Consider the following 23828-nt stretch of genomic DNA (forward strand, 5'->3'; position numbering starts at 1 on the left):
GGTTACTCACGATCCGAATGCAGACGACGACGGCTGATAATACGCAGCAGACGCCACATCACCCACGCGAGCAGCACGACGCTTATCGCCGCGAAGACCGCCAGCAGCACCGGATGGTTTGCCAGGGCATACCACATGCGCTCGAACCACGGCAGATGACCGACGTAGTAGACGTCACCCACGCGCAGGCTATTCACGCCGGACTCACGGATCACCGCGACCGAACCAAACATCGCGGCGCGCTTACCGCTGTCATTCATCGCGCCATTCAGCAGCTCATACCCGCGCGGGCTGTCTGCCAGCAGGGCGATGACGCTGCGCTGATCGTTGTAAGGAGACTGGAAGCCGACAATCGCCGCCATCGGTCCCTGGGAGCTGATGTTGGTCTGAGCGCTCGCTTCGCGGTCGGCCATATCCGGCATGATGCTCGGGAAGGAGGTCTGGCGCAGCGGTGTGTTCACCCAGGACTCGGTCGCATGGACCAGCAGGTCGATACGTTTATCGTCTTTCAGCTTATCCGGGATGGTGCCAATGAGCATGATATCGGCGTCTTTACCCTGAATCTGGCTGCCATCATCCGTCAACGTGACGTTCAGCGCCGGTAAACCGGTTTGTGCGCCGACGGATGCCATCGCATCGAGCAGCGTCGCCACCTGGCCTTCGTTAGGTGTTTTTGGCATCACAACGATGGTTTCAGAGAGGTCGGCCATACGGCTGAACGGGAAGCTGGCGTTAGCAAAAGCGCGCAGATCCGGCAGCGCGATAAAGTGATAATACTTCGAGAAGTCGATGGTGGAGTCATCGCCGATGACCACATGATTCGCGACCGGCTGGAAGGTGATGCAGTTATCCACCGAGCCGCCAGGCATTGGGTTCATGTACTGGAAATCAAAGCGCAACTGGTTCACCGCCCCGAGTTTCAGCGCCGGAATGGAGACGTCCGTTTTGCCGTCCAGCAGACCCTGAAGGACCGGCAGACGCAGCAACAGCTTGTTGGTGTCCTGGCTGCTGGTCAGCGGGAAGGATTGCAGGAACTGGTTGTTCAGGCTGATATCCATGCGCGAGCTGTCTTTCGTTGGCGGCGCGGTATAGCGATAGTTCAGATTGATATCGATCCCGTTGCTGCGCAGCAGATAGAGATCCGGCGGCAGGTTCAGGGAGACGTTAATGGCGGATGGCTCAAGCCCGGTAGACTGGAGCTGCTCTTCATAGGTTTTCAGTTCGCCGAAGGTCACCGCGCGATCGGTGCGGATCCAGTTTGGCGCATCGTAAGGTTTACGCGCCAGCAGCGGTTTCACGTCGCCAATGGCGACGCTATTGCCACGGAACAGCACGTTCCCCTGGGCAATGCCTTTCGCCGCCTGGACCAGATCTTTATCATCGCGACCAAATACCACTAACAATTTCACATACGGCTTATCCGGATGATTCATCATTTCGACGGTCGGGCCTTTCACCTCAGGGTGATCGCGCAGGAACGCCGGGCGTTTGTCGTTGGTGGCAAACACGATAGCGTTTCTTTCCGGCAGCTTGTCGAACAGTACCGGGAAGCTCTGCCCGCGCCAGCCAGAGCGGGAGCCAAACCACGAGGTGACGATGGTCGCCGCCTGCTGTTGCGCCACGTCCGGTGAACCGGCAAACACCACCGGCAGGTTCAGCTCGCGGTTATCGCGTGGATCAAAGAACGGAATCGGGAACGCGGAAAGATCATTTTTGACCGCCAGCGTCTGGTACGTCATGTTCAGGGAGGAGTTACGACCGACGTCCATCCACAGAGTGCTGCTGGCCGGGTTTTCGCAGACGTCGCGATAGTGGCCGACAAATTCGAGGCGCACGCGGTTAAAGTCGGTGATAAACAGCGGGTTGATCGGCACCTGCGCCAGTGTTTTCTTGCCCAGCTGCTCTTTGGTGACCGGCAGTACGCCCATCAGCTCGTCATTGAGGTAGACCTTCAGCTGGGACTGAACCGGCAGCAGGGACGGCGATGGGGTGTATTCCAGATTCAGCAGCGCGCTGGAGACCACTTCATCGCTGCGTATGCCAAACTCAACGCCACCGTTCGGGTTGATCCCGCGCAGGATCATGCTGCCCGGAGGCGGCGCAATCTGCGCAAACGTCAGCTTCACGTCACGCGACGGAACGTTATCCGCAACGATAGGCGCATTCGCACCGTTCACGCCCGGCATCACCTGGCCAACCGCCTGCGCGCCCGTCGGCGTTCCCGGCAGGGTGTTCCCCTCCGTTGGCTGATTAGGCACCACGTTTTCGGTTTGCCCAGGTGCTGCGGTAACCACCGGATCCGTCGCTTGCGCCACGACAGGCACCGTCGGTGCAGGGGTTTGCGTCGAATTTTCAGGCGCCGCCTGAGCCATCATTGCGGGCAGCGAACTCATCCCAACCGCCACAGCACATATCCAGGAAAGTTTTCTTTTCATCGCGTTATCATCATTGTTGAGCCATAACCGGGTCCGGTTGTTGTTTCGCCTCATCCCGCTCAGGGCGACGAGGGATAAACGACACCACCCAGGAAACCAGCGAGGTAAGTGAACGGAAAATTATTTTCACTGACGGCGGAGCGAATTCTGCAAGGTGGCGATAACCACGGAACCCCAACTTCAGAATATCCAGCAGACTTTCCAGCGGCTTATCTTCCGGGAAGCTATCCTGCCAGAGTGCCCACGTATCCGCGCGGGCAAAGGTACACTGTACAAAATCAATATGTTGCTTCTTGGTGAGCGGCATCAGCTGCAGCCCCACTTCATTGCCCAACACACGCACAACCTGCGTCGGGAAGACGTACTCCTGCTGGCCGCGCTTGAGCAGCAATTTCACCTTCTGCCCTTCGAGCACTTTCGCCTGGCCGTTAATCTTGATGCCTAACCCCCCGTCGGAGAAGTCATGGACGGTACAGGAGAAGAGATGGCCATCTTCACGGGCAATCGCCGCAGGCATGGAGATTTCAACGCGATGGGAGCGACGAACCTGTTTGCTCTCCACCGATACCGCCACCGCGCCGCCGAGAATGATCAGGTTGTAGAAGACCCATGCGAGGCTGACGAAGACCGTCAGCACTTCGTTTTCCGGGCCGTAGAAGTAGCGCCAGATCCCCACCATCACGCCGAAGATATTCAGCAGGACGAGGAAAATGTACGGGCGGGAGATCACCCAGTCGACGTACTCCTCTTCCACCAGCCCGCCTTTTGCGGTGACGTTGAATTTGCCTTTATGCGGGTTAATCAGCGCCACCAGCGTTGGCGGTGCGATGTACCAGGCCAGCACCGTTTCGTAGATTTCACTCCAGAACGAATGGCGGTATTTCCCCTGAATTTTCGAGTTGGTCAGGCTGGCGTGGATCATGTGCGGCAGAACGAACAGGGCAATCATCAGCGCCGGGGCAAAGATGATGTACGCGTGCAGCAGCAGGAAGGCCAGCGGTGCCGTCAGGAAGATCAGCCGTGGGATACCGGACAGGAAGTGGAACATGGCGTTGACGTAGCAGAGACGCTGCGCGAGCTTCAGCCCTTTACCCGTCAGCGGGTTATCGAGACGGAAGATCTGCACCATTCCGCGCGCCCAGCGAATACGCTGGCCAATGTGGGCGGATAACGATTCCGTCGCCAGCCCCGCCGCCTGCGGAATACGCATGTACGCCGAGGTGTAGCCGCGACGGTGCAAGCGCAGAGAGGTGTGCGCATCTTCGGTGACGGTTTCGACGGCGATACCGCCAATTTCATCCAGCGGTTTACGGCGAATCACCGCACAAGAGCCGCAGAAGAAGGTGGCATCCCACATGTCGTTCCCGTCCTGCACCAGCCCGTAGAACAGCGTGCCTTCGTTAGGCGTTTTGCGAAAACGCCCGAGGTTGCGCTCGAACGGGTCCGGCGAGAAGAAGTGGTGCGGCGTCTGCATCATCGCCAGCTGTTTCTCTTTGAGGAACCAGCCCATGGTCATCTGCAGGAACGAGCGCGTCGGGACGTGGTCGCAGTCAAAAATCGACACGAATTCGCCCGTGGCATACTTCAGCGCGTTGTTGATGTTCCCGGCTTTGGCGTGCTCGTGGGTAGTACGGGCGATGTATTTCACCCCCACGCTGTCGGCGAACTGGCGAAACTCTTCGCGCCCTCCGTCGTCCAGAATCCAGATAGTAAGCTTGTCTTTCGGCCAGTCGATACCGAGAGAGGCGTAGATGGTGTTTTTCACCACGTTCAGATCTTCGTTATAGGTCGGAACGAAAATATCCACCGTTGGCCACTGGGCGGTGTCTTTCGGCAGCGGAACCGGCTGGCGATTCAGCGGCCAGACCACCTGGAAATACCCCAGCACCAGCACTACCCACGCGTAAGTTTCCGCAAACAGCAGGACCAAACCGCAGGTCAGGCTCACCGGGTCATCCCAGTTCAGCGTCGAGGTATAGCGCCACCAGATGTAGCGGCAGGAGACGGTCAGGGAGAGCACAATCAGCATCAGCGCCGAGAAACGCCCTGGAATACGCCGCACCAGCAGGGCCACGCCCCACAGCAGAATCAGGAAGATAAACTGCGCCAGCGGGTTAAACGGCTGAGTGATACAGAGCAGCGCCAGAATGAGCGAGAAAACGACGATCACCCCGAGAATAAAACGCCGCAAGCCGGGATGCAGATGCCCCAGCTCTTTATGTGAATCGAGATGGCTGGTCTGGTCGCTGAAGCGCTCAGGCAGTGTTTCCAGCCACTGATGGTAACGCCCGCGCACGTTCTTAAAGCGACTGTACGTGCGCCAGCGCGGTTCGGTTTTTTCGCGTTTCGCCTGACTGACGATAAGCCATAACGCCTGAATCGCGTAGCGCGCCGGATCGAGAGGGCGCGGTCGGTCAGGGTCGAGATGCGGATAAAGCTCGCGATGGCGTGCACGAATACGCTGCCAGCGCGGATGTTCGAGGGGGATGAACATCCAGGCCAAAATCACCCAGAAGCAGCCCAGCGCGGCGCTAAAGGCAGACGCACCGTGACGGCGATAATTCCGGTATCGCTCGCTTAAGCGCGCGCTAACGGGCGGGATGAGGAGCGCGTTGGACAGCCGGCTCATAGGCCTCTCCCGGCAGGCTCCGGGCGTCCGGTATAGTGCAACAGGCACCAGTTCGCCAGAGTGAGGATCTCTTCCGCCGCCAGAGAATCGCTACGGTATTCGCCGAGCGGCTGTTTGGATGCCATGCACTCGGCGATGGCTTCATCGCGATGAATGACCATCGGCAGCAGACGACGCTGGCTTTGCAGCCAGACCTGGTAGAGATCGTCCTGAATTTGGCTGTTCAGGCGTAAATCGTTGATCAGAATATGCGCTCCGTTCGGGAGCACCTGCTGATGCAGGCGAACATGGCAGTTGGCATCCGCGTTCACAATCGTCAGCGTGTGATCGCAGTGTTCGATTAACTGGCGGGTGAGCGGTGAGAAGCCGCTTGGGAGATCGAGCAAAATCCACTGGTAGTGGCTTTTTTCCTGTAACAGCTGCAATGCATCGGCAAAATAGCCCAGCGTGCCATAGCGGGTGTAAATGGACTCTTTTTCGCTCGCGGTCAACTGGCCGAACGGCAGGATATCGAGCTGCGACGTGTAACGTTGTGCGGTATCTCGCCAGTCGCGACCGTCGAGCAACGCCCGCGCCCAGCCATCAGAAGTGTCAAAGTCAACGTTAAAAGACATCCGCAGCAAATTATCGGGACAGGCATCAATAACCAGTACCGATTCGCCTAATATCTGTAATGACCATCCCAGCGCTGCTGTTATTGACGTCGTGCCAACACCGCCACGAATGCCCTGTAATCCAAGTATGGCCATCAATGGCTCCCTTATTGTTGACGGGCAAATTCAGCTAATAATGGCCAGCGTTTAATCGCCGCTGCCAGCTGTTCTCGCTGTGAAATATCGGTGTAGTCTATTTCAGGCAATGAGAAAGCCTGGCTTAACGCCAAAAAATCATTTTGGAATGTGTACCCAAGGCCAGAATCAACCGGCGTTGTTGGTTCGTTATTATGCATTTTAGTTTCATTCCTTTATTAATTCTCAACGAACAACAGAGGTAGTTGCACGGCTTCCTGCCTGCGAAAATTCATTCATATGCTAAATCTGATGGTCTTTAATTTCAATGTTAGGTTTATTTCTGAGCTTTCGCTAGTAAACTGAGATACAGGTAAATTAGTCGCGAAGAGGGACACCGTGAACCCCATATTTTCAGTTGGTATCCAGTCATTATGGGATGAATTGCGCCACATGCCAGCCGGCGGAGTCTGGTGGATCAGTACGGACCGCAATGAAGACGCTATTAGTCTTGTGAATCAAACAATTGCAGCGCAAGAGAAAAGTGCCCACGTTGCTGTGGTGACCATGGGTGAGGACCCTAAAGATATCATCAGCCTGAGTAATGAACAGGGGCCAGATAAAGTACGTCTGTTTTCCATGCCAAACCAGGAAGATGGTCTATACTTTTTGCCCCGCGACATTCAATGCAGCATCGATCCTCATCATTATTTACTGGTGCTTAAATGCGCGAACAATACCTGGCAAAATATACCCACAGAAAAATTGCGAGTCTGGCTGGAAAAAATCAATAAATGGGTGCGCGATCAAAATTGCACGCTGCTGGTGATCAGTCCTGGTAGTAATAATGATAAGCAGTTCTCATTTTTAATGAGTGAATATCGTTCCCTGTTTGGTTTGGCCAGTACGCGCCATCAGGCCGACAGCCATCTTTACGATATTGCGTTCTGGTGCAATGAAAAAGGGGTGAGCGCCCGACAACAGCTGACGCTGAAGCATATTGCTGGCGAGTGGCATGTCGCCCAGCAGGAAGAAACCGTCGTTCAGCCACGAAACGATGAAAAACGCATACTGAGCCACATCGCTGTATTAGAAGGCGCCCCTGCCCTCTCTGAATATTGGTCTTTGTTCGAAACCAACGAATCGCTGTTTAATGAAGCCCGCACCACGCAGGCCGCGACGATTGTCTTTTCACTGACGCAGAATAATCAGATTGAGTCGATAGCCCGACAGATCCACACCCTGCGTCGCCAGCGCGGCAGCGCACTGAAAATCGTGGTCCGTGAGAACAACACCAGCCTGCGCGCCACCGATGAACGCCTGCTGCTCGGCTGCGGCGCGAACATGGTGATCCCGTGGAACGCCCCGCTTTCTCGCTGCCTGACGCTCATTGAAAGCCTCCAGGGTCAGCAGTTTAATCGCCACGTCCCGGAAGAGATCTCAACGCTGCTCTCCATGACCCAGCCGATGAAGCTGCGCGGCTACCAGAAATGGGATACCTTCTGCGACGCGGTGAGCAACATGATGAGCAACACGCTGCTGCCCGCAGACGGTAAAGGGGTGATGGTCGCGCTGCGTCCGGTTCCGGGTATCCGTATTGAGCAGGCGCTGACGTTATGCCGCCCGAACCGTACCGGGGATATCATGACCATCGGCGATAATCGCCTGGTGCTGTTTTTATCCTTCTGTCGCATCAACGACCTGGATACCGCCCTTAACCACATTTTCCCGCTGCCAACCGGAGATATCTTCTCCAACCGCATGGTCTGGTTTGAAGACAATTTGATCAGCGCCGAAATTGTGCAGATGAAACAGCTGCAGCCGGAACAATGGGGCAAACCGCTGCTGGTCGCGAGCGACAGCAAACCGGTGCTGAACGCCACCCACGACGGACACGTTTGGCGTCGCGTCCCTGAGCCGCTGCGTTTGCTGAGTGATGCAGAGGAGAGGGCATCATCATGAACAACACTGACATTATTCAGCTCGTGATCCTGTGCGCGATCATCTTCTTCCCACTTGGCTACTATGCGCGCCATTCATTACGCCGTACCCGCGATACGGTAAGACTGCTGTTTGCAAAACCTCGCTATGTTAAACCAGCTGGAACACTGAAACGGGCTTCACACGTCAAGGCAAACCGAAAACATGACTAATTCTACCTATACTGCTTCGGCACCTTCGCCGCTTTGGCAATACTGGCGCGGCCTGTCCGGCTGGAACTTCTATTTTCTGGTGAAATTTGGCCTGCTCTGGGCGGGCTATTTGAATTTCCATCCGCTGCTTAACCTGGTGTTTATGGCATTTTTGCTGATGCCCATTCCGAACCTGAAGCTGCACCGCCTGCGCCACTGGGTAGCGATACCGATTGGCTTCGGGCTGTTCTGGCATGACACCTGGCTTCCAGGCCCGGATAGCATCATGAGCCAGGGCTCGCAGGTGGCGGGCTTTAGCAGCGATTATCTTCTCGATCTGACCGAACGCTTTATCAACTGGCAGATGATTGGCGCCATCTTCGTGATGCTGATTGCATGGCTGTTCCTCTCCCAATGGATCCGCATCACGGTGTTCGTGGTGGCGATTATGATCTGGCTGAACGTCCTGACGCTGGCAGGCCCGAGCTTCTCCCTGTGGCCAGCCGGTCAGCCAACAGAAACCGTGACTACCACGGGCGGCAGCGCCGCGCCGACAGTTGCCACCGCCGGAGATACAGCTGTGATCGGGGATATCCCGGCGCAAACTGCGCCACCGACCTCCACCAACCTTAACGCCTGGCTGTCCAGCTTCTATAACGCGGAAGCCAAGCGTCAGACGAAATTCCCGGCGTCACTGCCTGCCGACGCGCAGCCGTTTGAACTGCTGGTGATCAACATCTGTTCCCTCTCCTGGGCCGATGTGGAGGCAGCAGGTCTGTCGTCTCACCCGCTGTGGTCGCATTTCGATATCCAGTTCAAAGATTTTAACTCGGCCACCTCGTACAGCGGCCCGGCGGCGATTCGTCTGCTGCGCGCCAGCTGCGGTCAGCCGTCGCATAAAAATCTGTATCAGCCCGCGGGCAATCAGTGCTACCTGTTCGATAACCTCGAAAAACTGGGCTTTACCCAGCACCTGATGCTCGGCCATAACGGTATCTTTGGCGGCTTCCTGAAAGAGGTGCGCGAGAACGGCGGGATGCATGCGCCGCTGATGGACCAAACCGGTCTGCCGGTGCCGCTGCTGGGCTTTGACGGTTCACCGGTGTATGACGACACCGCCACGCTGCAACGCTGGCTGCAAACGGTCGGGAAAGAGGAAAACACCCGTAGCGCGACCTTCTACAACACCCTGCCGCTGCACGACGGTAACCACTATCCAGGCGTGAGCAAAACGGCGGATTACAAAGTTCGTGCGCAGAAGTTCTTCGATGAGCTGGATGCGTTCTTTACCGAACTGGAAAAATCAGGCCGTCGGGTGATGGTGGTTGTGGTGCCAGAGCACGGTGGCGCGCTGAAAGGCGACAGAATGCAGGTCTCCGGCTTGCGCGATATCCCAAGCCCGTCCATCACCAACGTGCCCGCCGGGATTAAGTTCTTCGGCATGAAAGCACCGCATCAGGGTGCGCCAATCGAAATCACCCAGCCGAGCAGCTATCTGGCGATTTCCGAGCTGGTTGCACGTGCGGTAGACGGGAAGTTGTTTGTGGAAGACAGCGTGAACTGGAATCAGCTCACCAGCGGTCTGCCGCAGACGGCGGAAGTGTCTGAGAACGCGAATGCGGTGGTGATTCAGTACCAGAACAAGCCGTATGTACGGTTGAACGGTGGTGATTGGGTGCCATACCCGCAATAAGGTTCAGTAACTCCCCCACCCTGACGACTCTCCGCACAGGAGAGCCGCCGGGGTGGGGAGATCCGTTCTACTGTCCCGCCACCCACACCAGCATCTTGAGGCTCGCCGAATAATAGTCATCCTTCGCCGTAATCTCCGGCTCACTCATCGCCTGCCCCATCGTTAAATCCCTTACCGCCAGCAGGCCACCTTCCATCATGTACGGCGCATAGTCGTTGGTCGTGACATTGACCCAGGCCGGGGTTTGCTCCCGCCTGAACTGACCGAACCAGCTGCGCCAGGGCGAGAGCAGCGGGCTTTGTGGATTAAACCAGTGCACATACAGCGGAATGCGGATCGCATCGTAGCTCATGCGCGGTGGCCACGCTTTCGCGGGCGTCAGCGTGCCGTCTGCGGCCAGAGAAACCCAGTCGGTCGGCAGATTGGCCTTACCGCTTCCCATTTTTCCGAGCAGCGTTTGCCCGTCTTTGATCAGCTCGCGCCACACCTGCAAATGGCTGCGGTCAGCGAACGCCTGCCAGGCGGGGAAGATAAAATACGACGGATTGAGGACCACTTCGCTGTTGAGGTTAAACCCCTGCGCGCCCGGCAACATCACGCGCTGGCCCGCGTAGCGAATCACCGTGTGGGCCACCAGCGCTTTGGTAATGGCATCCGAGGCGGTGCTGTAGCCTTTGTCATGCCAGCGGGCGTCGGCTTTTAACAACGCCCAGGCGATCATCGTATCGCCATCGGTGGCGTCATTTTTGTCGGTAATCGGGTCCGGCTCGACGGGGTTGTAGCGCCAGTAAAACAGGCCGTTCTCTTTATTTTTTAGAGTCCTGTCGGTCCACTGCCAAAGCTTATCAAACGCCGCTTTGTCGTCGCTCGCCACCGCCATCAGCATGGCGAAACCTTGCCCTTCCGTATGGGAAACGTTGCCATTTCCGGTATCGACAATGCGGCCATCCGGCATTAAAAAGCGCGCTTTATAGCTCTCCCAGGCCTGACCGGCCTGAGAAAACGGCGAAAAACAGAGACTCATCATGACCGCCAGTGCGGCGCATGCAGGCTTTCTCATCATTTACTCACTGTGGGTTGTGGTAACGGAACTGCACGTCCGAAAGGGAATAGAGACGCTCGCGACTCACCGTCACATGCGCTTTCCCGCCCTGGTCCTGCATCCAGCGGACATACAGCCCTTCCAGTATTGCACAGAAGGCGTGACACCAGCGGCTTTGCTGGTCCTCACGGCGGCTTACGGGCAGCGCCAGATGGCGCAGGGTGAGGTCGGTGTCGGTGGTGTTGATCTCCACGCAGCCCCAGCCAAAACGCGCCAGTTGGGCGTTGATGTTGGCTTCCAGTTCGCCCACCGTTTCTGACGGCGGCAACGGAAACTGTTCGGCCAGCGCCCCCCCCATCTGATGCAGGAACGGCTGGCTCTCCAGCTCACCGACGTTACGCACCATGCCGTCAACGATCAGCGCCAGTAGGTCAAACCAGCCTTCCGGCGTTTGCTGCGCGCGAAACCAGCTCAGGATCGCAGGGTTTTCCAGCGTCGTTGTCATTATTTATCTCCCAGCATGTAGCGGAAATAGAGTCCCGCCGTACTTTCGTTATAGCTGCCAAAGGTGTCATACCCGACCTTGCCGCCGATGGTCATGTCTTTGTTGACGTTGTAATCGACCCCGGCGCGGACGGTGTAGCCAATGCCGTTTTCAGAGGTGCCTTTGTAGGTCGCTTCTTTCGCAAAGCCGCTCTCGACGGCCCCTTCCAGCAGTTGCTGCCAGCTGTCGTTAGTCGGGAAGTAGTCGCTGCTGTCCTGGCTGTAAGACTGGTAGCCTACCGAGCCGCCCAGTTTCAGCTTCCAGTTATCGATTTTTTGCGCGTAGTCGATCGGCAGCGAGACGCTGACATAGTTCTGTGGGCTGAAGTATCCGCCCTGGCCGAAGGTAAACTGGCTGAGATTTTTTGAGAAATCCATCCAGCTCATGCTTAGCCCGGTTTTCACTTCGCGGAAGTCGTCGTGGTAAGGACGCAGATAGACCCCGGCGTTCGCATTGATGCTGGTGTTGCTCGCCACGTTTTCACCGAGATAGCTGTAACCACCGCCGCCCGCGTAGAAACCGGCATCACCGTCGTCATAACTCAGCTGCAGGCTGCCGCCATTTTTAGTGACCCGCCCCCAGCGTTTGCCGGAATATTTGTCTTCCAGCCCCACGTAAGATAACAGGCTGTCTGTTACCGCACGGCGCTCTCCGGTCATGATCAGCGACAGGTAATTGGTCAGTTTTGGCGACCATTTCACGCCGCCCACCAGCGTGCTCAGATCCTGTCCCAGCGGCGTGCTGCCGACATCAAGCCGATAATCTTTCCCGCTCAGCGCCATGTTCAGCTCCACGCCATTCGCTTTTTGCGAATCCGTAGAGACATCCCCTGGCTGATTGACGTTGGCCTTCAGGTTCGAGGCTTCAAGGTATTCCCCGACCTTACCACCGTCGTAGGCTCCAAGTTTCGCCAGATTCAGCTGGCCGTCGGAACTCGTCAGGTTAAAGTCGTTGCTGTCCAGATCGCCTAAGCCCACCAGCGATGCAGCCCCCGGATGCGCGGCAAGATAAGTTGCCCGCTCCGTGGCGTTCATCGCTGCAATGGCTTTTTGCTCGTTGGTCGCCGTTGCCACCATGTTCGACGCGGCGTTTGCCAGCGGATTAGAGCCGAAGCGGCGCCACGCGTCACCGCTGGCACTGCCCGCGCTGAGCGTAATGGGCGTCGCGGTGAATTCGAAGCGAGACTCACCAAACGGCGAGCTGGACCAGGTGAGCGGTGCTTTGGCTTCCGTCAGCTTGCTGGTGCCTGATTCGCCATCGCGCCCGCGTACGTCCACCCCGCCCTGCAGCCACATACCGGTCTGCTCGTTCATCTGCTGCATCATCTCATCGACCTGACGCAAGGTGCGGCTCTGGGCCGTCTCCTGCGGCAGATCGGGACGCGTGGTGCCCGGCAGCGTCGAGCCTGGCTCGCGTGCCGTTTGCGCCAGTTGCCACGGCAGCCCGTTATCACTGGAGGCCGTAGCGCCGACAGCCTGAGCAGTGCGGCTGGTACTTACGAACGGGTTATCCGCCAGCAGCAAGCCGCCCATCGTCGGCGTCGCCGCGCTGTTGGTGGATTGCAGACCCAGCAGTTTGCCGCGCGCGCTGCGCAGATAAGTCATCGCCTGCTGATGGTTGCCCTGAGCTTCTTCCAGACGCGCCAGTAACACCAGGCGCTCCGGCGAGCTGTTATTTTGCAGCCCGTTGGCAAGTTGCTTCGCTTTCACCACGTTGTCTTCAGCCAGCGCCACGTCGATGGCGCCCGCGCGGGCATCCTGATCCGGCGTATCCCGCGTCATCAGGTAGTCGTAGACCACACCCGCCTCTTTGTTCATTTTGCCGGTCTGATACAGACGCGCCATCGCAAACATCAGGTCGGTATTTTGCGGATCGCTTTGCAGGGCGCGGATCAGTTTGTCATACGCTGCCGCATAGTTGCCCTGCTCGCGCAGCTGGTCGGCTTCGTTGATCACATACCCGTTACGCACGCCCGCCAGCTGAGTCGGCGTGCTGCGCGCCAGCAGTTCAGGATTCGCGAGGAAGCTCTGGGCTTCGCCGCTCAGCCCGGCCTGATTGAGCACTGACACCTGATCGGCGTAATCGCCCGCGTTACCCTGCACACCCTCACGCATATTGCTGCGCACCACCGCCACCGCGCCCGTCAGATCGCCACTTTGCGCCAGCATTCGCGCCAGTTTCCCCGCATCGGCCGGGTTTTCCGGTGGGCGCGTTGAGAGGGTTTTCAGGGTATTGGCCGCCGCAACGGAATTGCCCTGCGCCAGGTAACGCTCTGCCGTCGCCATTTGCAGGTTGTAGTTCACGCGCTGAGCCAGCTCGCGCATTTGCGGCGTTTGGCTGGCGGGCGAGATGCGCGACAGAATGGTTTGCGACTGCTGCCACGCTCCGTTTTCGCTGGCGAACAGCGCCGCCGCATACAGCGAACTGGCCCCCGCTCCCTGACGAAATGCGGGCTGCATCACCGAAGCGACTTCGCCGTCGGCACCGGATTTTTGCAGCAAACGTGCCAGATCGAGGCGGAGCCACGGATCGTCCGGCAGACGGGCAATCCCCTCGCGCAGAACCGCGATCGCCTGCTGAGTGTTCCCGCTTGCCGCCGCCTGCTGCGCCTGACGACGAATCGGATCGCCCGGTAAACCGGTTACCACGCGCGGCTGAAGTTTCGCCTGCAAACTGGCGGGCAGCGTGCGCAGCATCGCCTGGGCTTCGGCGGTTTTGTTCTGCTCTTTCAGGACGTAATAGAGATTTTCCCGCGCGGCGCCGTTGTTTGGCTGCTGGTTCAGCAACTCGCGCAGGGTCTGTTCGGCCTGCGGATAATCTTTGTTGTGACGCAACACATCGGCGCGGAACAGGCGAGCCGCCGTGCCGCGCTCACCGCTCTGCTGCACCAGCGGAGCCGAAAGCGCCAGCGCCTGGCTGACATTGCCCTCTTTTAGCGCCTGCTGCGCCTGAGCGAGCTGACCATAAAAGGCGGCGTCGTCGGCCTGCTGCTGGCGTTCGCTGGAGGCGTCGCCGCCCTGGCTGGCTGCGCGTCCGAGATACTGCGCGGCAGCCTGATAGTCGCCGCTGCGCTGAGCGATATAGCCCATCCCGGCGAGCGCGTCGGCGTCCTGCGGGTTGGTTTGCAGCACCTGCTCAAACTGACGTCTGGCGGCATCGGTGTTGCCGCTGTTGAGCGCGGTGAAGCCTTCGCCTTTCGCCGCGCCGCCCACGTTTTTGCGGTAATAGGCCTGCACTTCGCTGTCCTGCGGATGGCGTTGCAGCCAGGTGTCGTAGAATTGCTCGTCACCTACTTTTGGCCCTAACCACAGCAGGGCCTGACGCAGGCCTGCATCCGCGTCTTTGCTGCCGCTCGCCATCTGCTGCAGCTGAATGATCCCGTCGCGGCGCGTGCTCTCCTGCCAGGTGAGCATTTTGCCCAGCGCCACGCGTGCGGCGTTGTCCTGCGGATTTTGTGCCGCAAAACGCTGCAGCTCGGCCAGCGCCTCTGGATAGAGGGTTTTGTCGCTGCCCATCGTCTGGTAATACTCTGGCGCGAGGCTCGCGGGCGGTGTGTCGCCGTTGAACAGCGTTTTCCAGGTCGCCAGCGCCGCCGGAATGTTTCCGCTGCGCGCCTGCTGGCGAGCCAGCGTCAGCGTGCCCTGCGGAACCTGGGTCATCTGTTTGGCATTATCCAGCGCCTGCAGACCGCCATCATTTGGCGAGACGTTTGCCAGCCGTGCGCGCCACTGCGCCGCCGCCTGCAAATCGCCGTTTTGCTGCGCCCACAGGGCCATCAGGTAGAGCGCCTGGGTGTTATTGGCATCGACCATCAACACCTTTTTCAGCGACTCGCTCGCCAGATCGTCGTGGGATTTTTCGTGCCAGTAGTTGGCCTGGTCAAACAGCGCCTTCAGCGCCGCCTCGTTTTGCGCCGCTTGCGCGGTGCCGCCAAAGGCCAGCACACCGGAAAGACAGAGGACCGATTGTAGACTGTTTTTTTTCACTTTCCGCTCTCCGGATTCAGGCGCTTACGCGCACGCTTTTTCAGCCAGGCGTACAAGCCCAGACCGGCCAGCGAACTCATGATCAAACCCAGGATCGCCAGCAGCGCCGAGTGCTGGTTGGCATACCAGACAATCATCATGTGGGCAGGCATTTCACCGCTCGGAAACTGCGAGCCGACGCGGAAACTGCGCACACCGTTTTCGTTGGTGATGATTGCCGCGTCGCCACGAATTCCGGCGTTAATGCGCGCGGAGGTTAAGTCGTCATGCAGGCGCGAGAGCTGATCGTCGTTGCTGCCCAGCGCCATCACTACCAGGCGGTCGCTGCTCCACGGCGAGCGGAAGCTGACAAATCCGCGCCACGCTTCGTTGGAGGAGAAATAGCGGTCTGCTTCGACGCCGTCGGAGGTCCAGTCGCCCGCCAGCCAGCGCTGCAGTTTTTGCCAGGTGGACGGCGTACGCACGCCCAGCGTGTTGTCGTGAGAGGTAAACGGCGATGCGTTCAGCAGGGCCTGGTTAAAGTCGTGCTGCGCCATACCGCTGACCGCCAGCACATCCCGCGTGCGCAGAAGCTCAAGATTGCCGCCTGCCGTGGGCACGCCGAGCACCACGCGGTTGTTGTACAGCGCGGTGCCGGTGGCGTTACCGGAACGCGCCGCCATATCCAGCAGCGTGGCGATTTGCGTCTCCGTTGGCTGTTCAGGCAGCAGCAGCACCGTCTGGGAGTAGTCCGCCAGACGCGTGAAGGGGAACGACGCGCCGACAAAGTAAGAGAGATTCGGCAGGAGCGAGAAGTGACGCGTGTGGCTCAGATCGATCCACGAGTCTTCATCGATGCGACTCTTGATGTTGTTGTTCAGCAGCACGCTGCACGGCGCGTTCTCTTTCGCCGTGATGTTGAAATAGAGCGAGAGCTGGTTGTCGCCGTAAATCATGTACGGCTCAAGCGGCATATCAAACTTCTCCTGCCGCGCGTCGCCGCCCACTTTGTGCCATAAGGTTTCCAGCGCGCCCTGTTTGTTCACCGGCAGATTGTGCAGGAAGGTGTCGTTAAGAGTCATGCTGAGCCAGGACCGGTTTTCGTCAATCCAGCTCTCCGTCGGGAAACGGTAGCCGATGTGCAGCGGAATGGTTTCCCCGTCCCAGAGGAACAGGTCCGGCGCGGCGCGGAAGGCCACCCGCAGCGGCGCATGCCAGATCCCGGTGACGGTCAGGCTTTGATCCTTGCGGATCAGCTCCGAGAGCTTCACCGGACGATCCGTTGGGATCCAGCGCGGCGCATCGTAAGGCTTGCTCGTCGGGATCGTCTGCGCGGGGATCGAAATGCTGGCGGTTTGCAGGGCAAAGTTGCCGCGCGTCAGTCGCCATGCCGCCGTGCGCAGCGCCGCGTCGTCGTTCCCGACGACCAGCAGCAGTTTGTACACCGGGTTCGCCGGGTTATCGATCACCTGCAGCATCGGCTCGGTGGATTGCGGCAGCGTCAGGCCGCCGATTTTGTCACCCGAATGGCCAATCAGAATGCCGTTTTTCTCCGGCAGGATGTCGTGCAACGCCGCGAAAGAGACGCCGCGATAATCAGCCTGAATCCCCAGCCAGGAGGAGATAAGCGCCGCTGCGCTGAGTGCGTCGCTGCTGAGCGTGGGGGCGAAGGCAAAAGCGATGGCCGCAGGCGTCATCTGCATACTGTCGAAGAACGGGCGCGGGAAATGGCTCAGGTCCGAGCCGATATCCAGCTGCTGCCCTTCCAGCTCGAAGCGGGAATCCGGCAGGATGGTGACGCGATATTTATCCGACAGATCGCGCTGGCACTGCATCGCGTCGCCGTCATTGATCTGCAGGCTCAGGTTATTGCTGGAGACCAGCAGCGCCGCCGGAATATCCAGCTGGAAGCGTGAGATATCACTGTCCGCCGCGCCCAGAGGCACGGTACCCAGCGGCTGTCCGTTGAGCATCAGCTGCAGGGTGGCGTTACGTGTCGCCATCGCTGGCGAGACTTTCAGGTTCAGTGAGAGCTGGGCGTTGGTGATCACCTGATCGACCGGCAGGGTGAAGTTCATTCCCCCCTGAAGCTGGCCGCCGCTCAAGACCAGCCCCTGCGGCTGGCCCATCTGCGCCACGCTGATGCTGTTCACCGTCGAAGGGACAAAAGTCGGCAGCGCAGCCGCCGTTGGCGCAGGCATTTCGACCGGTAGCAGCGAGGCAACGGTGGTCTCTTCACTGTGGAGCGGCAACGCGAACAGGGATGCCGCAAGCAAGGTGAGTTTTGTCAGCTGTTTCATGCGTTGCCGTCCTCCTGCACCTGCGCTTGCGCACGCCGGTTTTCCCGACGCGTTTTCCACGTCAGCCAGAAGAGATCAAACACGCAGCGCACAATGGTGAACAGCGAACGGAATGGGTTGTCCTGCGGTTTCGGTGGCTGGATCCACGCATCTGCACGCGCGAGCACCACGCGCACCAGCTCACGGCGGCGCGCCAGAGGAATATCTTCAAACATCAGGCGGATAAAGTGTTCGTCCGTCGCGACAACGTTGACGGGAATGCTGATTGCACCTGATTGCAGCAGCAACTCGACCTCTTCGATGTCGTCTGTCAGATGGCGATCGTCCGGCAGCTCTACGCGACAGCCGCCCATCGACAGGTCGGCGGTCTGGCTACGGGAGGAAATCCCGCTGGCATAGTGGATCAGCACCGGAATTTTGACGTCGATGCGGATGGTTTTGCGCGTCTGGCGCGTTTCCCGGGCGACGGCAATCGCCGCCAGCAGGAAGATCAGGCTGTAGAGTCCCCAGCCGACGTTCAGGGCGATCACGCTCGGATCGACGCCGTAGTAGTCGTGAGCGCAGGCGCGGACGATACCCGCGATAACGCCAATGCCCAGCAGGATCGCAATCACCAGGTGCGGGCGAACGACGCGGAAATCGAAATAACCGACGTTAAGCAGCGCCCCTTTGTCCGTTACGTTGAACTTGCCGCGCTTCGGGAAAACCATGGTAACGACGGTGGGCAGTACCAGATGGAACGCCAGCACCAGGTCATAGATTTCGCCCCAGAAGCTGTAGCGATAGCGGCCGTTCATGCGCGAGTTCAGGTAAATCGCCAGGAACAGATGCGGCAGCGCGTAGGCAAAGACCAGCCCCGCCGAGGAGTGGATGATGTTGAGGTTAAACAGCAGATAGGCCAGCGGCGCGGTCAGGAAGGCGATGCGCGGCAGGGCAAACTGGTAGTAAAGCATGGCGCTGAGGTAGCACAGACGCTGCTGGATGGTCAGCCCGCGGCCAAAGAGCGGGTTGTCCAGACGGAAAATCTGCGTCATCCCGCGCGCCCAGCGCGTACGCTGAATGACGTGCAGCACCAGACGTTCGGTTGCGAGGCCTGCTGCCAGTGGAATATCGAGAAACGCGGATTTCCAGCCGAGACGCTGCATTTTCAGCGCGGTGTGGGCATCTTCCGTGACCGTTTCTACCGCGAAGCCGCCGATCTCCTCCAGCGCGCTGCGACGAATCACGGCACACGAACCGCAGAAGAAAGTAGCGTTCCAGTTGTCGTTGCCCTGCTGAATCGGGCCGTAGAACAGCGTCCCTTCGTTCGGGATATTGCGCCCGACGGAGAGGTTACGCTCGAACGGATCGGGTGAGTAGAAGTAGTGCGGCGTCTGCACCAGCGCCAGCTTCGGATCTTTCAGGAACCCGCCCACGGTGGCCTGCAGGAAAATGCGCGTGGCGACGTGGTCGCAGTCAAAAACGGTGATCAGCTCGCCCTGGGTGAGTTTCATCGCGTGGTTGAGGTTGCCCGCTTTCGCATGGGAATTGTCGTTGCGCGTGATGTATCCCACGCCGACATCTGCCGCAAAGACGGCGAACTCGCGACGCTTGCCGTCATCAAGCAGGTAGATCTTCATTTTGTCGCGCGGGTAGTCAATACATTGCGCGGCAAGGACCGTATCGCGCACTACATCCAGCGATTCGTTATAAGTGGGGATATAGACGTCGACTGTCGGCCAGAGCGACATGTCATCCGGCAGCGGCACGATCTCGCGCTTGAGCGGCCAGATGGTTTGCAGATAATTCAGCAGGAGCAGGACCCAGACGTAGACCTCTGCCAGAAAAAGTCCCATCCCGAGAATGGTCTCAATCTCGGAATTAAAATGCAGGGTTTGCGTCAGGCGGAAATACATATAGCGGGTCGACATCAATAATGACATCACCACCATAATCACGGAGATACTGCGTCTTTTGCTGAAGCCCATTAAAAACAGCAGGCCAATGCTAATAAAGCCAAAGATATATTGTTTCTGGCTGTCCATCGGCGTGATGACGATCAGCAGCGCGACGGGAAGCATTGCTAACGTCAGCAAAATATAAAGAAACTTTTTCATAGGTCGTCCTGGGTGGATTTAAAACCCTGACTTACGCGGAAGGGTATGGACAGTGCCGTCGCCCACTTTTACGCCAAGAATACCTGCGACTTTTTTGGCAATAAGCTCAATGTCGAAGGCGGCGGCTGACGCCGGGCTAAAGTCGAATATGGACTGTTGAGAGGCGTTGGCTTCTCCGACGCTTTCATCGCGGTGAACCACACCCAGCAGCTTGTCGCCGAGTTTATTCTCCACAAAGGTGGTGACATCGCGGCTGATCTGACGGCGGTTGTCACTTTGGTTGAGGACGAAATAGTGTCCGGCTTTGTGGTTGAGCACCCCGCCCGTCAGGCGCTGATTATCAATTTGCGGCAGCAGTGAGAGTGAAGCGGTGTCTGCCAGCAGCGTGATCAGATGCAGATCGGCCAGGCGCGACATCGCTTTTAGCGCCGGTGACGGGCCAGGAGGAAAGTCAGCAACAATAATCAGGCCCGGATAGTTGAGCAGCGTACTCAGCCCACGCGTGAGGAAGTGCTCATCGTTCTTAAGTCGCTCTTCAAACGCCATGCGCTGATCTTCGCTGGCATCGCCGTACGGCAGCACGAACAGGTTTCCGCCCGCCGTGAGGACAAACTGGCTCCAGTCTGAGGATTCCGCAGCTTTGGCAACGTAACCCCGGCTGTCGGCAAGCGGCACGCCGAAGTGCAGACGCAGCGCGTTTTGCACATCAAAATCCAGCGCTAACACTTTGCTTCCTGAGCGCGCCAGCGCATAAGCCAGGTTTGCGGTTATGGTCGTTTTCCCTACGCCGCCCTTCGGCGAGCAAACGCAAACTAACGGCATGTGGCGATCCTTTCCAGCAGGGAATTGAGTGGCTGATTCTTTTCAGCCGCGGGTTTTGGCGCACTTGCGGCAGGCGCAAACAGACGTGAAAAATTCACCTCTGTCGGGGCATGGACGGGTGCCGCGACGCGAACCGGCGCAGGTGTGGGCATCGGGAGGCTTTCTGCTTGAGTAGCAAGTTGCTCAGCAACGCCCTGAAAAATCGACGAGGCATTGGATGAAATGATATCGACAGCAGTAACATCGGGTAATGGCGTTGCCTCAGCCTGGGTGAAGGTCTCTGCACTGACAGGCTGCGGCGCGGCTAGAGAAACATGCCCCCCGTGCGCGAAAGTATCGTTTTCAGCCTGTGGCTGAAGCTGGTTGAGAATGGCCCAACTCCCTTGATCGCTCACCTGGTTTTGTCCTGAAAAGTCTTTGAAATCGAGCGCTTGATTGCGCGTTTTATCCTTAAATCGCTGCAAATCATCATAATGATTCATAGTTATACTCATGATTTACAAATAAATAATGTACACACCACGTTTGACTTCAGTGGCCATTCACGATCAACAGACGTGTTTTATTCAGGCGCAGGCGTACATTCACGTTTCGGTTTAAACCGAACGCTTATTTTTGGCATGTTTAAATTATGGGTTTATTACCGATTTGCTTATTTACGGCATAAGCTTAAACATCGACTCGACACATGCTAACTGTTTTTAACACATAAAAATATCGAAGTGTTTTTGGTTTAAACTAACCAAAACTGTGGCGATTTAAGAGGGATAATAACAATAAATGCAGCGTGATAAATTGCTAACTTGAAAATACTAAGAATTAAAAACCAACCAGGATGAATCTCATTTTAATAAAAAGTTACTCTGTGAAATATTTAGAAATACTTTTATGTCGTTATTATTTTGAGAAAATCAGTAACCCCTTCTTCTCATTACTGATCTTTGAAACCTACCCGTTTAGGTAGGGCGCGTTAAATGGAGATTAAAAAAGGGAGCCAGTGGCTCCCTTTGATTATTCCGCGCTTCTGAGGGAGATTTCCCCCCCCACCCACGGCTTCAGAATGCCATCCTGCTCCAGCATGAGTGCGCCCTGGGCGTTAATACCGCGTGAAATCCCGAAGATTTCTTTGTCGCCAATGATCAGTTTTACCGGACGATGAATAAAGTTATCCAGTTTCTCCCAGCGGGAGAGGAAAGGTGCAAGCCCGTCCTGCTCAAAGAGCGTCAACGCCTCACGCAGCTCTTTAATCAGACGAACGGCGAGCGTGTTGCGGTCCATCGTGATGCCCGCTTCCTGCAGCGTAATCCAGCCCTGGTTAACGATATCCGCCTGAACTTGTCGCATGACCATATTGAGACCTGCACCGATCACGATTTGCGCGGCATCGCCGGTTTTACCTGTCAGTTCCACTAATATGCCTGCAAGTTTACGATCGTTCAGATAGAGATCGTTCGGCCATTTTACACGGACTTTATCAGCGCCGAGGTCATGTAACACTTCGGCCATCACAATGCCGATCACCAGACTTAAGCCAATTGCCGCCGCCGGGCCTTGCTCAAGGCGCCAGAACATCGACAGGTAAAGGTTGGCACCAAAGGGTGAGAACCATTTGCGGCCACGACGACCACGACCGGCTTGCTGGTATTCCGCGACGCAGCAGTCACCGGAGTTGAGGGTGCTGATACGGTCGAGCAGATATTGATTGGTGGAATCGATAACCGGCAAGACCGTCACTTTACCCTGATCAAGCTGGCGGCAAATCACTGATTCATCCAGTAACTGGATAGGTTCGGGCAGGCTGTACCCTTTTCCCGGAACAGTGAAAACGTCCACACCCCAGTCGCGAAGGGTCTGAATATGTTTGTTAATGGCAGCACGACTCATCCCGAGATGTTCACCCAGCTGCTCACCAGAGTGAAATTCCCCATCAGACAGGATGCTAATCAGCGTTAAGGGTACAGTGTTATCTTTCACGCAATTGTCTCCACGGCGTTCACTTCACCTGTACGACCGATAAAGCGAACTTCCGGCTCAAGCCATACGTTGAATTTATCGCCTACGCACTGGCGAACGTGGTGCGCCAGACGCACAACATCTTCACTGGTCGCATTATTTTCATTGATTAACACCAGGGCTTGCTGGCGATGCACCGCTGCCCCCCCTTCAACCGCACCTTTTAACTGACATTGATCGATAAGCCAGCCTGCAGCCAGTTTTACACTGCCATCAGCCTGCGGATAATGTGGCGCGTTTGGCCATTGTGCGAGCAGCGTTTGCGCTGTTTCGCTGCTGATCACTGGGTTTTTGAAGAAGCTGCCGGCGTTTCCATTCACCTTTGGATCGGGCAGTTTTGTCATGCGCATGTGGCAGACGGCGTCGAACACTTCGCGAGGCGTTACGGTCTGCGGATCAAGGCGCGTCAAATCACCGTACGTCAGTACTGGCTGCCACTGTTTTGCCAGGCGAAATCCTACAGAAACAATGACATAACGATCCTGATATTCATGCTTGAAGATGCTGTCGCGGTAGCCAAAACGGCACTGTTCAGTGGTCAACCGGCTGGCTTTGCCCGTCGCCAGCTCAATGCAATCGACATACTCACAAACGTGTTTTAACTCAATGCCGTAGGCACCGATATTTTGAATGGGGGATGATCCTGCACAGCCGGGAATAAGCGCCAGATTTTCCAGGCCAGCCATTCCGTGTTCCAGGGTGAATTGCACCAGATTGTGCCAGTTTTCACCTGCCCCAACGTGCAAATGCCAGCTGTCGTCTGTCTCGGTGACATCGATGCCTGAAATGCGGTTAACAATAACCGTACCGGCAAAATCATCAAGAAAGAGAACGTTACTTCCCTCACCAAGAATCAGGACAGGCTGGTGATTTTCAGTGGCGGTTTTCCACGCACCGAGCAGTTGCTGAGCGTTCTCTGCACGCACGATATTATTAGCATTACGTTGAATGCCAAAGGTATTCCAGGGCTTAAGGGAGTGGTTCATAGATGCTATCCTGATGCAAAATCAGGGATAGTTTACCGTATATGTGGGGGGATGGGTGATTAGTTTGACGCGTAGTAAAGGGGATCTGATGTACGACAAAAACGCAAAAAGGCCATCCTTGCGGATGGCCTTTTCACTTGTTTGATGCCTGGCAGTTCCCTACTCTCACATGGGGAGACCCCACACTACCATCGGCGCTACGGCGTTTCACTTCTGAGTTCGGCATGGGGTCAGGTGGGACCACCGCGCTAAAGCCGCCAGGCAAATTCTGTATCAACACGCATTCCTGCGAATCAATTAATCTGTATCAGCTGAAAATCGGTCTCTGCTTCGCCAAAACATCTTCGGCGTTGTAAGGTTAAGCCTCACGGTTCATTAGTACTGGTTAGCTCAATACATCGCTGCACTTACACACCCAGCCTATCAACGTCGTAGTCTTCAAC

General features: G+C 57.2%; 16 protein-coding genes and 1 rRNA gene. 3 read left to right on the forward strand and 14 right to left on the reverse strand.

Annotated features, from left to right (window positions below; all coding sequences use genetic code 11):
- Positions 1-2: 2 nt before the first annotated feature.
- The 4 genes from bcsB (C0560_RS19895) to bcsR are packed head-to-tail and all read right to left on the reverse strand — an operon-like array spanning position 3 to position 6013.
- The gene (bcsB, locus tag C0560_RS19895) at positions 3-2435 is read right to left on the reverse strand and encodes a cellulose biosynthesis cyclic di-GMP-binding regulatory protein BcsB (protein WP_100778491.1); all 2433 of its coding nucleotides are present in this window, start codon (positions 2433-2435) and stop codon (positions 3-5) included.
- A gap of 10 nt (positions 2436-2445) precedes the next feature.
- Positions 2446-5064 (reverse strand): UDP-forming cellulose synthase catalytic subunit, encoded by a 2619-nt coding sequence (gene bcsA, locus C0560_RS19900; RefSeq protein ID WP_100778490.1) that lies wholly within the window; start codon positions 5062-5064, stop codon positions 2446-2448.
- A complete protein-coding gene (bcsQ, locus tag C0560_RS19905) occupies positions 5061-5813 on the reverse strand; it encodes a cellulose biosynthesis protein BcsQ (protein WP_100778489.1) in 753 nt (250 codons plus the stop codon). The genes bcsA (C0560_RS19900) and bcsQ (C0560_RS19905) overlap by 4 nt, the downstream gene beginning before the upstream one ends.
- An 11-nt stretch (positions 5814-5824) precedes the next feature.
- Entirely contained in the window at positions 5825-6013 is a 189-nt protein-coding gene (bcsR, locus tag C0560_RS19910) for a cellulose biosynthesis protein BcsR (protein WP_100778488.1), read from the reverse strand.
- Positions 6014-6191: 178 nt separating this feature from the next.
- On the opposite strand from bcsR, the gene bcsE reads away from it, so the two are divergent.
- The 3 genes from bcsE to bcsG are packed head-to-tail and all read left to right on the forward strand — an operon-like array spanning position 6192 to position 9617.
- Positions 6192-7754 (forward strand): cellulose biosynthesis c-di-GMP-binding protein BcsE, encoded by a 1563-nt coding sequence (bcsE, locus tag C0560_RS19915; RefSeq protein WP_102105270.1) that lies wholly within the window; start codon positions 6192-6194, stop codon positions 7752-7754.
- Entirely contained in the window at positions 7751-7945 is a 195-nt protein-coding gene (bcsF, locus tag C0560_RS19920) for a cellulose biosynthesis protein BcsF (protein WP_100778486.1), read from the forward strand. The genes bcsE and bcsF overlap by 4 nt, the downstream gene beginning before the upstream one ends.
- Complete coding sequence (gene bcsG, locus C0560_RS19925) at positions 7938-9617, forward strand: cellulose biosynthesis protein BcsG (protein ID WP_100778485.1); 1680 nt, start codon at positions 7938-7940, stop codon at positions 9615-9617. The genes bcsF and bcsG overlap by 8 nt, the downstream gene beginning before the upstream one ends.
- A gap of 67 nt (positions 9618-9684) precedes the next feature.
- Here the strand turns inward: bcsG and C0560_RS19930 are convergent, their stop codons facing one another.
- The 10 genes from C0560_RS19930 to rrf form a co-directional block, all read right to left on the reverse strand.
- On the reverse strand, positions 9685-10677 hold the full coding sequence (locus C0560_RS19930; protein WP_248859298.1) for a glycosyl hydrolase family 8: 993 nt from the start codon (positions 10675-10677) through the stop codon (positions 9685-9687).
- A gap of 7 nt (positions 10678-10684) precedes the next feature.
- Entirely contained in the window at positions 10685-11164 is a 480-nt protein-coding gene (gene bcsD / locus C0560_RS19935; RefSeq protein ID WP_248859299.1) for a cellulose biosynthesis protein BcsD, read from the reverse strand.
- Positions 11164-15189 (reverse strand): cellulose biosynthesis protein BcsC, encoded by a 4026-nt coding sequence (locus C0560_RS19940; RefSeq protein ID WP_248859300.1) that lies wholly within the window; start codon positions 15187-15189, stop codon positions 11164-11166. The genes bcsD and C0560_RS19940 overlap by 1 nt, the downstream gene beginning before the upstream one ends.
- Complete coding sequence (gene bcsB, locus C0560_RS19945) at positions 15186-17468, reverse strand: cellulose biosynthesis cyclic di-GMP-binding regulatory protein BcsB (protein WP_123429840.1); 2283 nt, start codon at positions 17466-17468, stop codon at positions 15186-15188. The genes C0560_RS19940 and bcsB (C0560_RS19945) overlap by 4 nt, the downstream gene beginning before the upstream one ends.
- Positions 17465-19564, reverse strand: a complete 2100-nt coding sequence (bcsA, locus tag C0560_RS19950; RefSeq protein ID WP_248859301.1) for a UDP-forming cellulose synthase catalytic subunit — start codon at positions 19562-19564, stop codon at positions 17465-17467. The genes bcsB (C0560_RS19945) and bcsA (C0560_RS19950) overlap by 4 nt, the downstream gene beginning before the upstream one ends.
- 18 nt (positions 19565-19582) lie before the next feature.
- On the reverse strand, positions 19583-20386 hold the full coding sequence (gene bcsQ / locus C0560_RS19955) for a cellulose biosynthesis protein BcsQ (RefSeq protein WP_123429841.1): 804 nt from the start codon (positions 20384-20386) through the stop codon (positions 19583-19585).
- Complete coding sequence (gene bcsO / locus C0560_RS19960; protein ID WP_248859302.1) at positions 20377-20868, reverse strand: cellulose biosynthesis protein BcsO; 492 nt, start codon at positions 20866-20868, stop codon at positions 20377-20379. Before bcsO ends, bcsQ (C0560_RS19955) begins: the two co-directional genes overlap by 10 nt.
- A gap of 529 nt (positions 20869-21397) precedes the next feature.
- The gene (gene birA, locus C0560_RS19965; RefSeq protein ID WP_100778477.1) at positions 21398-22360 is read right to left on the reverse strand and encodes a bifunctional biotin--[acetyl-CoA-carboxylase] ligase/biotin operon repressor BirA; all 963 of its coding nucleotides are present in this window, start codon (positions 22358-22360) and stop codon (positions 21398-21400) included.
- On the reverse strand, positions 22357-23385 hold the full coding sequence (murB, locus tag C0560_RS19970; protein ID WP_248859303.1) for a UDP-N-acetylmuramate dehydrogenase: 1029 nt from the start codon (positions 23383-23385) through the stop codon (positions 22357-22359). Before murB ends, birA begins: the two co-directional genes overlap by 4 nt.
- A gap of 146 nt (positions 23386-23531) precedes the next feature.
- Positions 23532-23647, reverse strand: a 5S ribosomal RNA gene (gene rrf, locus C0560_RS19975).
- Between the last annotated feature and the right edge of the window lie 181 nt (positions 23648-23828).

Source organism: Lelliottia sp. AC1, from assembly GCF_023278595.1.
GTDB classification, from domain to species: Bacteria; Pseudomonadota; Gammaproteobacteria; order Enterobacterales; family Enterobacteriaceae; genus Enterobacter; species Enterobacter nimipressuralis.

What these genes read in the sequence shown, in the direction of transcription:
- bcsA (WP_100778490.1), bottom strand. Translation starts at nt 5,064, where the DNA reads ATGAGCCGGCTGTCCAACGCGCTCCTCATCCCGCCCGTTAGCGCGCGC.
- bcsQ (WP_100778489.1), bottom strand. Translation starts at nt 5,813, where the DNA reads ATGGCCATACTTGGATTACAGGGCATTCGTGGCGGTGTTGGCACGACG.
- bcsB (WP_123429840.1), bottom strand. Translation starts at nt 17,468, where the DNA reads ATGAAACAGCTGACAAAACTCACCTTGCTTGCGGCATCCCTGTTCGCG.
- bcsQ (WP_123429841.1), bottom strand. Translation starts at nt 20,386, where the DNA reads ATGCCGTTAGTTTGCGTTTGCTCGCCGAAGGGCGGCGTAGGGAAAACG.
- bcsR (WP_100778488.1), bottom strand. Translation starts at nt 6,013, where the DNA reads ATGCATAATAACGAACCAACAACGCCGGTTGATTCTGGCCTTGGGTAC.
- murB (WP_248859303.1), bottom strand. Translation starts at nt 23,385, where the DNA reads ATGAACCACTCCCTTAAGCCCTGGAATACCTTTGGCATTCAACGTAAT.
- bcsF (WP_100778486.1), top strand. Translation starts at nt 7,751, where the DNA reads ATGAACAACACTGACATTATTCAGCTCGTGATCCTGTGCGCGATCATC.
- C0560_RS19930 (WP_248859298.1), bottom strand. Translation starts at nt 10,677, where the DNA reads ATGAGAAAGCCTGCATGCGCCGCACTGGCGGTCATGATGAGTCTCTGT.
- bcsD (WP_248859299.1), bottom strand. Translation starts at nt 11,164, where the DNA reads ATGACAACGACGCTGGAAAACCCTGCGATCCTGAGCTGGTTTCGCGCG.
- bcsB (WP_100778491.1), bottom strand. Translation starts at nt 2,435, where the DNA reads ATGAAAAGAAAACTTTCCTGGATATGTGCTGTGGCGGTTGGGATGAGT.
- bcsO (WP_248859302.1), bottom strand. Translation starts at nt 20,868, where the DNA reads ATGAATCATTATGATGATTTGCAGCGATTTAAGGATAAAACGCGCAAT.
- bcsA (WP_248859301.1), bottom strand. Translation starts at nt 19,564, where the DNA reads ATGAAAAAGTTTCTTTATATTTTGCTGACGTTAGCAATGCTTCCCGTC.
- bcsG (WP_100778485.1), top strand. Translation starts at nt 7,938, where the DNA reads ATGACTAATTCTACCTATACTGCTTCGGCACCTTCGCCGCTTTGGCAA.